General features: G+C 65.3%; 11 protein-coding genes. 8 read left to right on the plus strand and 3 right to left on the minus strand.

Annotated elements, in window-relative coordinates; translation table 11 throughout:
* Window positions 1–156: 156 nt before the first annotated feature.
* From MGMSRV2_RS21840 to MGMSRV2_RS03985, 4 genes are all read left to right on the plus strand, one after another.
* On the plus strand, window positions 157–1,722 hold the full coding sequence (locus tag MGMSRV2_RS21840; RefSeq protein ID WP_024079051.1) for an N-acetylmuramoyl-L-alanine amidase: 1,566 nt from the start codon (window positions 157–159) through the stop codon (window positions 1,720–1,722).
* 73 nt (window positions 1,723–1,795) lie between these two features.
* Window positions 1,796–4,297: a penicillin-binding protein 1A gene (locus MGMSRV2_RS03975; RefSeq protein WP_052589081.1), complete on the plus strand. Its 2,502-nt coding sequence runs from the start codon at window positions 1,796–1,798 to the stop codon at window positions 4,295–4,297.
* 55 nt (window positions 4,298–4,352) lie between these two features.
* Window positions 4,353–5,471 carry a peptide chain release factor 2 gene (prfB, locus tag MGMSRV2_RS03980; protein ID WP_024079053.1) on the plus strand — a complete coding sequence of 373 codons (1,119 nt, stop codon included), beginning with the start codon at window positions 4,353–4,355 and terminating at the stop codon, window positions 5,469–5,471.
* Window positions 5,472–5,549: 78 nt separating this feature from the next.
* Complete coding sequence (locus tag MGMSRV2_RS03985; protein ID WP_024079054.1) at window positions 5,550–6,533, plus strand: Tim44 domain-containing protein; 984 nt, start codon at window positions 5,550–5,552, stop codon at window positions 6,531–6,533.
* 60 nt (window positions 6,534–6,593) lie between these two features.
* Here the strand turns inward: MGMSRV2_RS03985 and traT are convergent, their stop codons facing one another.
* The 3 genes from traT to MGMSRV2_RS04000 all read right to left on the minus strand — a co-directional run bounded on the left by traT (window position 6,594) and on the right by MGMSRV2_RS04000 (window position 9,289).
* Window positions 6,594–7,346, minus strand: coding sequence for a complement resistance protein TraT (traT, locus tag MGMSRV2_RS03990; protein ID WP_024079055.1), 753 nt, complete (start codon window positions 7,344–7,346; stop codon window positions 6,594–6,596).
* Between the two features lie 2 nt (window positions 7,347–7,348).
* Window positions 7,349–8,857 (minus strand): S1C family serine protease, encoded by a 1,509-nt coding sequence (locus MGMSRV2_RS03995; protein ID WP_024079056.1) that lies wholly within the window; start codon window positions 8,855–8,857, stop codon window positions 7,349–7,351.
* A gap of 126 nt (window positions 8,858–8,983) precedes the next feature.
* Window positions 8,984–9,289 (minus strand): hypothetical protein, encoded by a 306-nt coding sequence (locus tag MGMSRV2_RS04000; protein ID WP_197538549.1) that lies wholly within the window; start codon window positions 9,287–9,289, stop codon window positions 8,984–8,986.
* 141 nt (window positions 9,290–9,430) lie between these two features.
* Between MGMSRV2_RS04000 and tnpA the strand changes: the two genes are divergently transcribed.
* The 4 genes from tnpA (at window position 9,431) to MGMSRV2_RS04020 (ending at window position 12,132) form a co-directional block, all read left to right on the plus strand.
* Complete coding sequence (tnpA, locus tag MGMSRV2_RS22360) at window positions 9,431–9,796, plus strand: IS66-like element accessory protein TnpA (protein WP_024079338.1); 366 nt, start codon at window positions 9,431–9,433, stop codon at window positions 9,794–9,796.
* On the plus strand, window positions 9,793–10,140 hold the full coding sequence (gene tnpB, locus MGMSRV2_RS04010) for an IS66 family insertion sequence element accessory protein TnpB (RefSeq protein ID WP_024078582.1): 348 nt from the start codon (window positions 9,793–9,795) through the stop codon (window positions 10,138–10,140). Before tnpA ends, tnpB begins: the two co-directional genes overlap by 4 nt.
* 57 nt (window positions 10,141–10,197) lie before the next feature.
* Window positions 10,198–11,805 (plus strand): IS66 family transposase, encoded by a 1,608-nt coding sequence (gene tnpC, locus MGMSRV2_RS04015; protein WP_024079059.1) that lies wholly within the window; start codon window positions 10,198–10,200, stop codon window positions 11,803–11,805.
* Between the two features lie 108 nt (window positions 11,806–11,913).
* Entirely contained in the window at window positions 11,914–12,132 is a 219-nt protein-coding gene (locus MGMSRV2_RS04020) for a twin-arginine translocation signal domain-containing protein (RefSeq protein WP_024079060.1), read from the plus strand.
* Window positions 12,133–12,141: the final 9 nt, after the last annotated feature.

Below are 12,141 nucleotides of genomic sequence, written 5' to 3' on the forward strand. Positions count from 1 at the left end.
GGACAGCTTTCCACAATCATCTTCTTAGGTCATGACGAAAAGGCAACACTGGGAAGAAGAGTCATGGGAATCAAAGCGTTTTGAGTTGAAGCTGAGATTTCGTCTGCGCTATACCCGTTAACGCTCGCTCAATCATATCTGAGAGAGAATAGGGGCATGAAGGCTAGATCGGTTTTTCTGTGCGCCTTGTTGGCGCTGACTATGCTGACCACGGTGGCCCTGCCGGCGACCGAGGCCTTTGCCCGTGCTCGTGTCTCTTCCATCCGCCTGGGGAATCACCCCGATAACGTGACACGTGTGGTCATGGACTTGTCCGACAATCTTACCGTCACGTCGTTTGCCCAGGCCTCGCCCGATCGCATCGTGCTTGAGGCCGGCGATCTGGATTGGGGCGACGATGCCGCCGCCCGCCGCTCATTCGGTGCCATCCAGGGGGTGCGCTATGATCAGGGGCGCATCGTCGTCGATTTGAAGGAACCGGCGCTGGTCAAGTCATCCTTCACCATTCCGCCCCGCGACGGTTTGGGTTGGCGCTTGGTGGTGGACGTGCAAAAGACCAGCCGGACCGCTTTTTTAGCCGCCGCCCGCCCGGTGTCCAATGTTTCGGCGCCCCGTCAGCTCGCCGCCGCGCCGCCGCCGGAAAGCGCAGCCCCCCGCGCCATCGTCGTCTATTCCCCCCAAGTCACGCCGGCTCCCGTACCGCAACCGGTACAGGTGCTGCAACCCGTGGTCCAGCCGTCGCCACCGGTGCAGGTTACCCCGCCACCGGCACCACCCGCCGTCGTCGTTGCCCAGCCGGTGATCGAAATCCCGGTCCAGCGTCCGCAGGGTGGGGCCGCTAGTCCGAGCGGCTCTCCCATGCTGTCGGCTCCGGTACCGCCGCCGCTGGCCCGCCCGGTGGTCGAGGTGTCGGCGCCGGTGGAGCCGGCCCCGGTGCCAGCCCTTCGCCAGCCGGTGATCGAGGAAGCCGCCACCCCGGCCCGCGCCGCCCCCGAACCGGCCTTGCAGGGCCGCAGCCCGAGGAGCGAGGGCAAGGCGGTGGTGGTCATCGACCCCGGCCATGGCGGCGTCGATCCCGGCGCCCTGGGGGTGTCGGGCATCTATGAAAAACACATCACCCTGGCCATGGCGCGGGAATTGAAGGCGCAGTTGGAAAAGGGCGGTCGCTACAAGGTGCATCTGACCCGCGACCGCGACGTCTTCATCCGCCTGCGCGAACGTGTGGCCATCGCCCGCCAGTACGGTGCCGATCTGTTCATTTCGCTGCACGCCGATTCGGTGGCCAATCCGCAATTGGCCGGTCTGTCGGTCTATACCCTGTCGCAAACCGCCTCGGACGGCGAGGCGCAGACCTTGGCCGACAAGGAAAACAAGGCCGATCTGATCGCCGGCATCGACCTGTCGCACGAATCCGCCGACGTCGCCAATATTCTGATCGACCTGGCCCAGCGCGAGACCATGAACCGCTCCGCCGGTTTCGCCGGTGGTGTCGTCACCGAATTGGGACGCGAAACCACGCTGTTGGGCAACACCCATCGTTTCGCCGGCTTCGCCGTGCTGAAGGCCCCCGACGTGCCGTCCATCCTGGTGGAACTGGGCTATCTGTCCAATCCGACCGAGGAAAAGCTGCTGCGCCAGCCGGATTACCGTCTCAAGCTGGCCAAGGGGATCGCCCGCGCCATCGATCGTCATTTCGTCGAAGGGCAGAAGGCGAAGAGGTAGGGCGGCTCTGCGTATGCTTGACGCTGGCGGAGCAACGGGGTACCACCGGCTGCGCCCCTTTGTGTTGGAAGCCATGCTGCGAATCCTGACCATTCTGTTCAGCCTGTTGATCCTGCTGGCCATCGCCGCCGGTGGCGGTGCCGTCTATCTGTTCTGGCATTTCGGCCAGGGGCTGCCCGATTACCACCAACTGGCCCATTACGAGCCGCCGATCACCACCCGCGTCTATGGCGGCGATGGCCGTCTGGTGGCTGAATACGCGGTGGAAAAGCGCGCCTTCGTCCCCATCGGCGTCATCCCCCAGCGGGTCAAGGATTCCTTCCTGTCGGCGGAGGACAAGGGCTTCTATGAACATCCCGGCGTCGATTTTTTCGGTGTCGCCCGGGCGGTTCTGATCAATCTGCGCAACAAGGGCATGGGGGCGGATCGCCGCCCGGTCGGCGCCTCGACCATCACCCAGCAGGTGGCCAAGAACTTCCTGCTCACCAACGAAGTATCCATCGAGCGTAAGGTCAAGGAAGCCATCCTGGCCTTCCGCATCGAGCGCGCCTTCTCGAAGGATCATATCCTCGAGCTTTATCTGAACGAAATCTATCTGGGCATGGGTAATTACGGCGTCGCCGCCGCCGCCAACAATTATTTCGACCGTGGTCTGGAAGAACTCAGCATCGCCGAGGCCGCCTATTTGGCCGCCCTGCCCAAGGCACCCAACAATTACCATCCCGTCCGCCATGCCGCCGCCGCCAAGGAGCGCCGCGACTGGGTCATCGGTCGCATGCTGGAAGACGGCAAGATCACCCGGGCCGAGCATGATGCGGCTTTGGCCGAGCCTTTGGTCATGCGCAAGCGCGACGATGCCGCCACCATTGTCGGTGCCGATTACTTCGCCGAGGATATCCGCCGCGATCTGGTGGCGAAATACGGTGAAACCGCCCTGTACAAGGGCGGGTTGGTGGTGCGCTCCACCGTCGATGCCGAATTGCAGGCCCATGGCTCGAAAGTGCTGCGCCAGGGCTTGATGAATTACGACCGCCGCCACGGCTGGCGCGGTCCGGTCGCCCGCATCCAGCCGGGCAGCGGCTGGCAGCAGCGGCTGACGGCGATTGCCTATCCCAATGGCGGCGAGCCGTGGGAACTGGCGGTGGTGCTGGCCACCAGCGATGCCAGCGCCCAGATCGGTTTCGCCAATGGCTCCGGCGGCACCATCCCGTTCAGCGAAATGCGCTGGGCCCGTCCGTGGGAAAAGGAAGAACATGTGGGCCCGGCGCCCAAGCGCCCCGCCGACGTGGTGCAGGCCGGCGACGTCATCCTGGTGGAAGCCGTGGCCAAGACCGATGACGGCAAACCCGCCGCCGCCGGCACCTACGGTTTGCGCCAGATTCCCAAGATCGAAGGCGCCCTGGTGGCCATGGACCCCCATACCGGGCGCGTGCTGGCCATGGTCGGCGGCTGGTCCTATGGCAAAAGCCAGTTCAACCGCGCCAGTCAGGCGTTGCGCCAGCCGGGCTCGTCGTTCAAGCCGTTCATCTATCTGACGGCGCTGGAACACGGCTATACGCCGTCTTCGCTGATCTTGGATGCCCCCATCGCCCTGCCGCAAGGCCCCGGCCTGCCCATGTGGCGGCCAAAGAATTACAGCGGCGACTTCCTGGGGCCGACGACGTTGCGGGTCGGCATCGAAAAGTCGCGCAACCTGATGACCGTGCGTCTGGCCCAGGCCATCGGCATGGACAGCGTCGCCGATTATTCCAACCGCTTCGGCATCTACGACGCGCTGCCGCGCCAATTGGCCATGAGTCTGGGGGCCGGCGAAACCACCGTGCTCAAGCTGACCGCCGCCTATGCCATGCTGGTCAATGGCGGCAAGAAGATCGTGCCGACCCTGGTTGACCGCGTCCAAGACCGCAATGGGCGCACCGTCTTCGTCCACGACCAGCGCTTCTGCGAGGGCTGCTGGCCGGTGCAATATTCGCAGCAGGAAATGCCGCGTCTGCCCGACATCCGCCCGCAGATCGTCGATCCGGTGTCGGCCTATCAGATGGTGTCGATCCTGGAAGGCGTGGTCCAGCGTGGCACCGGTCGGGCCATCGCCGCCGTCGGCAAGCCGCTGGCCGGCAAAACCGGCACCTCCAATGACAGCCTGGATACGTGGTTCGTCGGTTTCTCGCCCGATCTGGCGGTGGGCGTGTTCGTCGGCTTCGACGAGCCGCACAGCCTGGGCGACAAGGAAACCGGCGGCTCGGTCGCCGCCCCCATCTTCCGCGACTTCATGATGGAGGCGCTGAAGAGCCAGCCGGCAACGCCGTTCCGTGTGCCGCCGGGGGTGCGCATGGTCCGCGTCGACCCGGCCACCGGGCGCCCGGCCAATCCGGGTGAAGCCAAGGCCATCTGGGAGGCCTTCAAGTCGGGCGACCGCCTGCCGTCGGATCAGGAAGACGTGCTGGAAGGCGAGGGCGCCGACGGTTTCAGCTTCAACCCGCTGCCCAGCGAGACCGATACCTCGCACGGGCTGGTGTCGCCGTTGCCGCAATTGCCCGCCGGCCCGCCGCCGCCCATGCCCGGGGGCTTGTATTAACGCCTGTGGTTCACTAAAACTGCCGGCTTGACCCGAAACCGAGAGGAACCGACCGTTGCGCGCCGAAATCGAAGCGCTGGCCGCCGACATCTGCAAATCCGTCGCCTTGCTCAAGCGCCACTTGAACTGGGACGACGCCCTGATGCGGCTGGACGAACTGAACGCCCAGGCCGAAGACCCCAATTTGTGGAATGACGGCGACAAGGCGCAGAAGCTGATGCGGGAACGCACCCAACTGGACACCCAGGTCAGTGGCTGCCGCAAGCTGGAAGCCGATCTGGACGACATGCTGGGCCTGATCGAGCTGGCCGATGCCGAGGGCGACACCGATGTCGCCGCCGATGCCGAGGCGCAGTTGCGCGCCCTCAAGGACCTGGCCGGCAAGCTGGAGTTGGAAACCCTGCTGTCGGGCGAAGCCGATGCCAACGATTGCTACCTGGAAATCAATTCCGGCGCCGGCGGCACCGAGGCCCAGGATTGGGCCGAGATGCTGCTGCGTATGTACAGTCGCTGGGCCGAACAGCACGGCTATAAGCTGGAATTCGTCGAAGAAAGCGCCGGTGAAGGCGCCGGTATCAAGTCGGCGACCATCCGCGTCGTCGGCCACAACGCCTATGGCTGGCTGAAGACCGAGGCCGGGGTCCACCGTCTGGTGCGTATCTCGCCCTTCGACAGCAACGCCCGGCGGCAGACCAGCTTCGCCTCGGCCTGGGTCTATCCGGTGGTCGATGACACCATCGACATCCAGATCAACGAAAGCGATTGCCGCATCGACACCTACCGCGCCTCGGGCGCCGGCGGTCAGCACATCAACAAGACCGATTCGGCGGTGCGCATCACCCATATCCCCACCGGCATCGCCGTCGCCTGCCAGACCGAACGCTCGCAGCACCAGAACCGGGCGCGGGCCTGGGACATGCTGCGCGCCCGCCTGTACGAGGCCGAACTGCAAAAGCGCGAAGCCGCCGCCCAGGCGCTGGAAGACACCAAGACCGATATCGGCTGGGGCCACCAGATCCGCTCTTACGTGTTGCAGCCCTATCAGATGATCAAGGATCTGCGCACCAACGTGGAAACTTCCGACACCCAGGCGGTGCTGGACGGCGACCTCGACATGTTCATGGCTGCGTCCCTGGCCAGCCGCATCAAGGGCAAGGACGAAGGCGCGACCTGAGCGCCAAATCCATATTTGAATCGATGATGGCGGAACCTATATGGGCTCCGCCATCATCTTTTGGGGGTCGAAGGAACCATGAAACGCCATCACATTCTGTCCGGCCTGCTGGTCGTCCTGCTTGCGTTTTCCCTAAGCGCCGAAGCCTGGGCCAGGGCCGGCAAGAGCAGCAGCATGGGCTCGCGCGGGTCGCGCACCTATGACCGCCCGATGGAGCGCAGCGTCACCCCGCCGCCGGCCACCCCGGCTCCGGGCGTGGCCCAGCCGGGCGCTCAGCAGCCCATGTACAACCCCAATGCCGTGCGTCCCAACGCCGCCATGCCCGCCGCCGCCGCTCCGGCCATGGCGGCGCAGCCCGGCTTCTTCCAGCGCAACCCGATCATGGGCGGCATCATGGGCGGCCTGATCGGCGCCGGTATCGGCTCCATGTTGTTCGGCAGCAATTCGGCCATGGCTGCCGCCTCGGGCGCCGCCCCCATGGCCAGCATGTTCGGCACCTTGTTGCAGGTGGCCCTGATCGGCGGCCTGATCTGGATGGGCTTCCGTCTGTTCCGTCGCCGTACCCAGACTGCCGGTGCCGACATGGGCGCCCCCGCCTATCAACGTGAAGCCATGCCGGGCGCCACCGGCAACGGCGACAGCAACCGCGTGGCCAAGGAATTCGAGGTCAGCGACGACGACCAGAATCAGTTCAGCCGCATCATCGAAGGGGTGCAGAAGGCCTGGAGCGACGGCAACCCGGTGGCCCTGCGCCAATTGGTGACGCCGGAAGTGGCCGGCTGGATCGGCGAGGATCTGGCCCGCGATCAGGCCAATGGCGTGCGTAACGTGGTCGAGGACGTCACCTTGTTGAAGGGCGACATCAGCGAAACCTGGAGCGAGAACGGCATGGATTATGCCACCGCCATCATCACCTTCTCGGCCCGCGACTATGTGGTGCGGTTGTCGGACAACGAGGTGGTGGAAGGCGATCCGCGCAACGCCGTCGAAACCACCGAGGCCTGGACCTTCGTCCGCGGCGCGGGCGGCACCTGGGTGCTGTCGGCCATCGAGCAGATGTAGGTCCCCACATAAAAACAAAGCCCCGCCGGCGACGGCGGGGCTTTTTATTTGGCCCGGCGATCACACCAAAGAGATCAGCGAGCGCATCTGGCGTTTTCTGATGTCCTCGGCGATTTCCTGCTGGGTGATGTTGCGACCGCCGCCGTAATTGGCGATGGTCACCCGGTGCACCTGGCTGAAGCTGCCGGTGCCGCTGCCTTCCCATTCCTCGACGCGCGGGCTGCCGTCGAAGGTGACGACGCGGCGTGGCTTGGTTGCATTGCGGCGGATGGCGAAGATGGCTTCGGTGATCACCACGTAGATGTTGTCGACGGTGAAATAGCCAGCCAGCGTGCCCAGGGATACCCCTGTCGCCATGCCGGCCCCGGCGCCGACGGCGGCCGCACTGGGGGTGCCGCCGATCAAGGCGCCGCCGACGGCCCCGGCCACCGGGCCGGTGGCGGCACCCAAAAAGCCGTACTGGGCCATCATGTCGCGGTCGTATTGCTGGCTGCGGATGACGTTGAGATCGATCTTGAGGCCGAAATCATTGCCGTCGGAGCGTTCGTAGCCCTTGGCGGTATAGCCCTGGTACAATTGCTCGCGTGTGTCCTCCAGATCCCATACCGGGTCGCCCGACATGTTGCGCAGGCTTACTTTGAGGCGGCGGTTGGGATGCAGGGCCGGGTCGGTGAACACCGTTCCGTCCGAGCGCATGCCGTACATGCGGTCGGTCTTGGCATCGACCACCATGTCGCTGACATTGCGGCGCTGGCACGCCCCCAGCAAGGCGGCGGTACCGCCGACGATGAACAGGCGCCGATCCAATAACATGCTTATTCCCCCCTCATGGAATCGTTCAGGAAGTTCAAGGCTTCGGAATAATGGACGGAGAAGTTGAGGCCCGGCGATTCGCCGATGCCCCAGGTATTGACGCCCACCACCTTGTCGCCCTTGAACAACGGCCCGCCGGAATTGCCCGGATTGATGTCGGCGTCGGTCTGCACGTACAGCACCGGCTCACGCTTTTGCGTCGGGTTGGTGTCGGCTTTTTGTTTGCGCACGGCACTGACCACGCCGCGGGTGATGGTGTAAAGCTGCCGGCGCGGGTGGCCGATGGCATCGACGCTGTCGCCGGGGCTCAACTCCTTGCCGCGAAAGAACTCCAGCGGTCGACCACGATCTTGCACCTTGACCAGGGCCAGATCGAGGCGGACATCCTTGGCGATCACCTGGCCGAAGGTCTCGCGCTTGTCGTACAGGCGCATCTCGATGATGGAACTGTCTTCGACCACGTGCCAATTGGTCATGACGATGTTGGGGCGGACGTAAAAGCCGCTGCCCATGGCGTTATTGGTGTAGATGACGACGACGCTGTCGAAGCGCGGGTCGTTGAGCGGGCGGTTGTCGTATTTCTCGCTTTCGGCGCGGGCGACGGCGCGGCTGCGGTCCTGGCTCAGTTGCGCCAGCAGGTTCTCGACCGAACCCATGGCCTGGTTGGGGCCGCCGCGCGCCACCGCATGGTCGAGCACCTGGGACAGGGAAATGATGACGGGCGCGCGCTCCCAGTCGTGCAATTGTTTTTCGCGGAAGATTTCCGCCTTGAAAGTGGCTTGGGTCGGGTCGGATGACGCCACGTCGTAGGCGACGGTGAAGCGTTCGTTTTCCACCGCGTCGAAGATCGACTTCACATAGGTGCGGTTGACGCGGTCGATGACGTAGTAATTGACCGTCAGCACCTTGCGCGCTTCCACGTCGGCCAGCTTGTAGGTGTACTCGCCGTAGACCGGCTGCTCGATGAATTGCGGCGTGCTGGTCAGACGGGCGCGGGCTTCCTCGGCCAATTGCATCAGCTTGGGATTGCCCGGCACCTTTTCCAGCTTGGCCGAATAGCTGCCATATTGCTTGACCGCCCGGATATAGGACGGGTTGTCGATCTTGTTGATGGTGACGATCTTGCGCGACAGCTTGCTTTGCACGTCGCGGACCTTGCGCGAGACCTTGGCCAAGGCGACGTCGAAGGCGACCACATAGCGCCCGGTCTCGTCCACCGGCGCCGACAGGGCGGTGGACAGGCTGCGCGGCTGGGCATCCAGCGGCAGGTCGATGCCGACGGAAAACGGAAAGTCGATGTCGCCTTCGATGCGCAGCAGATGGCGCGAGGTGGCCTCGACCAGGGTCATGCGGGCGATGTCGGGGGCATTGTCGCCGGCGGCGCGGGCGTCGCGCAGCAGGCCGGCGAGGTCAGACGCCATCACCGGCATCGGTGCCAGGGCAAGGGCCAGGAACAGCGCGCCAAGGGCATGTCTTAAGGCTGAGGCCAGCCCGGGCATATGGCGGTTCATGGTGGATGGCCTGAGCAATGGTTGTTATCGACAGGCGTCAGTAAACCCTGATGGTGGCAATGGCGCAATATTTGTTGTCGACATGGACGGAGTTTGTCCGTCCATGTCCGGCGATGCGGTGTCGGCTTATGGCTTGGGCTGTGCTTCGCCCGAGCCGGTCAGGCTTTTCCAGGCGTTCTTGATGGCGTCGCCCACGCTTTGTACCGCGCTGCGGCTTTCGTGGCCGACCACCTTGGTGGCATCCCGGGTTTCATGGCCGATGGCCTTGGTAACGTCGCGGGCGCCGTGGCCGATGGCCTTGGTGGTCTCCCGCGCGGCGTCGCCCACGGCGCGAGCACCCTCCTTCACCGCCTGTTTGGCATCCCCCAGCGTTTCCTCTGCCAGGGCTGGCAGGGCGGGGGACACCAGCACGGCAAGGGCGAGTGCGGTCAAAAATGTGCGTGTGTGTTTCAACGGATCAATCGCAGATGTGGTATCCCTCCGGCGTGGACCGCCTTCCCGGCCGGGTGAGCTTCGGCGAAGCTGATCGCCTGATTGGCGTTGAAGTTGGCGGAAGTGTCCACGGATTCATTTATGGACAGAAACTCGACCGGGCGGCGGCGGAACCGTTCTTGGCCTGAGGATCTGAAGCGGGAGATCGTCGCGGCGACCTACGAGCCCGGGGCCTCTGTGGCCGGGGTGGCGCGGCGGTACGGGGTCAACGACAATCAGGTTTTCACTTGGCGCAAGCGTTTCGGGGGACAACAGGGCGAGACGGTGCCGGCCCATATGGTGCCGGTGGTGGTGGCCGAGGACATGGCGGCCTCCGGGCGGAAGGAAGCCTCTTCTTCTGCCGGCGTGGTGGAGATCGATCTGGCTGGTGGCTACCGTGTCCGTGTCGGCGATGGTGTCGGTGCCCAGCTGCTGTGCCGGGTCTTGGACGTGCTGGAGCGGCGATGATCCCGGTTCCGACGGGCGTCCGGGTCTGGCTGGCGGTCGGGCGGACGGACATGCGGCGCGGCATGAACGGCTTGGCGCTGCAGGTGCAGGAGGCGCTCGGCCGCGATCCCCACGCCGGTGACCTGTTCGTTTTCCGGGGTGCTCGGGGGGATCTGATCAAGGTCCTTTGGCACGACGGCCTGGGCATGTCGCTGTACGCCAAGCGCCTGGAGAAGGGGCGGTTCATCTGGCCCTCTCCGGCTGACGGCGTGGTGGCGATCTCGTCGGCCCAACTGGCCTACATGCTCGACGGGATCGACTGGCGCAACCCGCGCCACACCTTCCGCCCGCGAAGTGCCGGATAGGGCGGAAACCCACATTTTTAGCGAGTCAGCGGCCGGGTTTTATGATTCCATTGGGGCATGGAAATCGGCCGCGAGACCCCGACAGACGACATCGACGCCCTGAGGGCGGAGCTGGCGGTCGCGCGCGCCAGGGCCGCCGAGGACCAGGCGCTGATCGCGCACCAGAAGCTGCAGATCGAGAAACTGAAGCGCGAACTCTACGGCCCCCAGGCGGAACGCTCGGCCCGCCTGATCGACCAGATGGAGCTGGCGTTCGAGGAACTGGCGGCGGCGGCCACCGAGGACGAGATCACCGCCGAGAAGGCCGCGGCGCGCACCACCAACGTGGCGGCCTTCACCCGCAACCGGCCTGCCCGCAAGCCGTTTCCCGAGCATTTGCCGCGCGAGCGGGTGGTCGAGCCGGCTCCGTCGGCCTGCTCCTGCTGCGGCGGTGACCGTCTGCGCAAGATCGGCGAGGACGTCACCGAGACCCTGGAGGTGATCCCGCGCCAGTGGAAGGTCATCCAGCGGGTCCGCGAGAAGTTCAGCTGCCGGGACTGCGAGAAGATCAGCCAGGCGCCGGCGCCCTTCCATGTGACCCCGCGCGGCTGGGCCGGCCCCAGCCTGCTGGCCATGATCCTGTTCGAGAAGTTCGGGCAGCACCAGCCGCTGAACCGCCAGGCCGAGCGCTATGCCAAGGAGGGTGTGCCGCTCAGCCTGTCCACGCTGGCCGACCAGGTGGGCGCCGGCTGCGCCGCCCTGGAGCCGTTGATCCGGCGCATCGAGGCCCATGTGTTTGCCGCCGCGCGTCTGCATGGCGACGACACCACGGTGCCCGTCCTGGCGAAGGGCAAGACCGACACCGGCCGATGTTGGGTCTATGTCCGCGACGACCGCCCCTTCGGCGGACCGGCACCACCGGCGGCCATGTTCTACTATTCGCGCGACCGGAGAGGTGAACACCCCCAGGCCCATCTCGCTGGGTATGCCGGGCTGCTCCAGGCGGACGCCTATGGGGGCTATGGCGCACTCTACCTGCCCGACCGAAAACCCGGGCCAATCCTGGAGGCCGCCTGCTGGGCGCATGCGAGGCGTCCGTTCTTCGCCCTAGCCGACCTGGCGGCCAATGCCCGCCGCAAGGCCGAGGGCCGGGCTGCCTCGGTGATCTCGCCCCTGGCGCTGGAGGCGGTCCGGCGCATCGACGCCCTGTTCGAGATCGAGCGCGCCATCAGCGGCCAGGACGCCGACCGGCGGCGGGCGATCCGCCAGGAGCTCAGCGCCCCCCTGGTCGCCGACCTGGAACGATGGCTGACGGAGAAGCGCGCCGGTCTGTCGCGAGGCAACGATCTTGCCAAGGCCATGGACTACATGCTGAAACGCTGGCCCGCCTTCACCCGCTTCCTCGACGACGGCCGCGTCTGCATGACCAACAATTCCGCCGAACGCGCCCTTCGTGGCATCGCGCTCGGCCGGAAGTCCTGGCTCTTCGCCGGGTCCGACCGCGGTGGACAGCGTGCCGCCTCCATGTACAGCCTCATCGTCACAGCCAAGATGAACGACATCGATCCGCAAGCCTGGCTGGCCGATGTCCTTGCACGGATCGCGGGTCACCCCGCCAGCCGCATCGACGAACTCCTGCCCTGGAACTGGCGGAACGCCAACCCGGCCTCCGCCGTCGCCGCCTGACGCCGCCCCCCCCCTGCGTCCTTCACCGGATGGATACTTTTTATTTGCAGTCTGGATCAATTCAAAATACCATCCAAACCGCATATTACATACTTAAGTGGGGGCATAATGACTGATAAGCGTACCTTGACCACCGAGGAAATCACGGCGGAGCCGTCGTCGAGCCGTCGCTCTTTTCTCGCTCGCACCGGCCTGATCGTGGCCGCCGCCGCGACCATCGGCCTGGGCAGCCGCGAGGCCGCCGCCCGCTCTGATCGGGCCGAACAGACCGACAACGATCCCAGCCCGCCCAATGGCGACCATCGCGAGCAGACCGACCAAGACTAAGTCGACGAG

The sequence above is a fragment of the Magnetospirillum gryphiswaldense MSR-1 v2 genome, from assembly GCF_000513295.1.
Lineage (GTDB): Bacteria > Pseudomonadota > Alphaproteobacteria > Rhodospirillales > Magnetospirillaceae > Magnetospirillum > Magnetospirillum gryphiswaldense.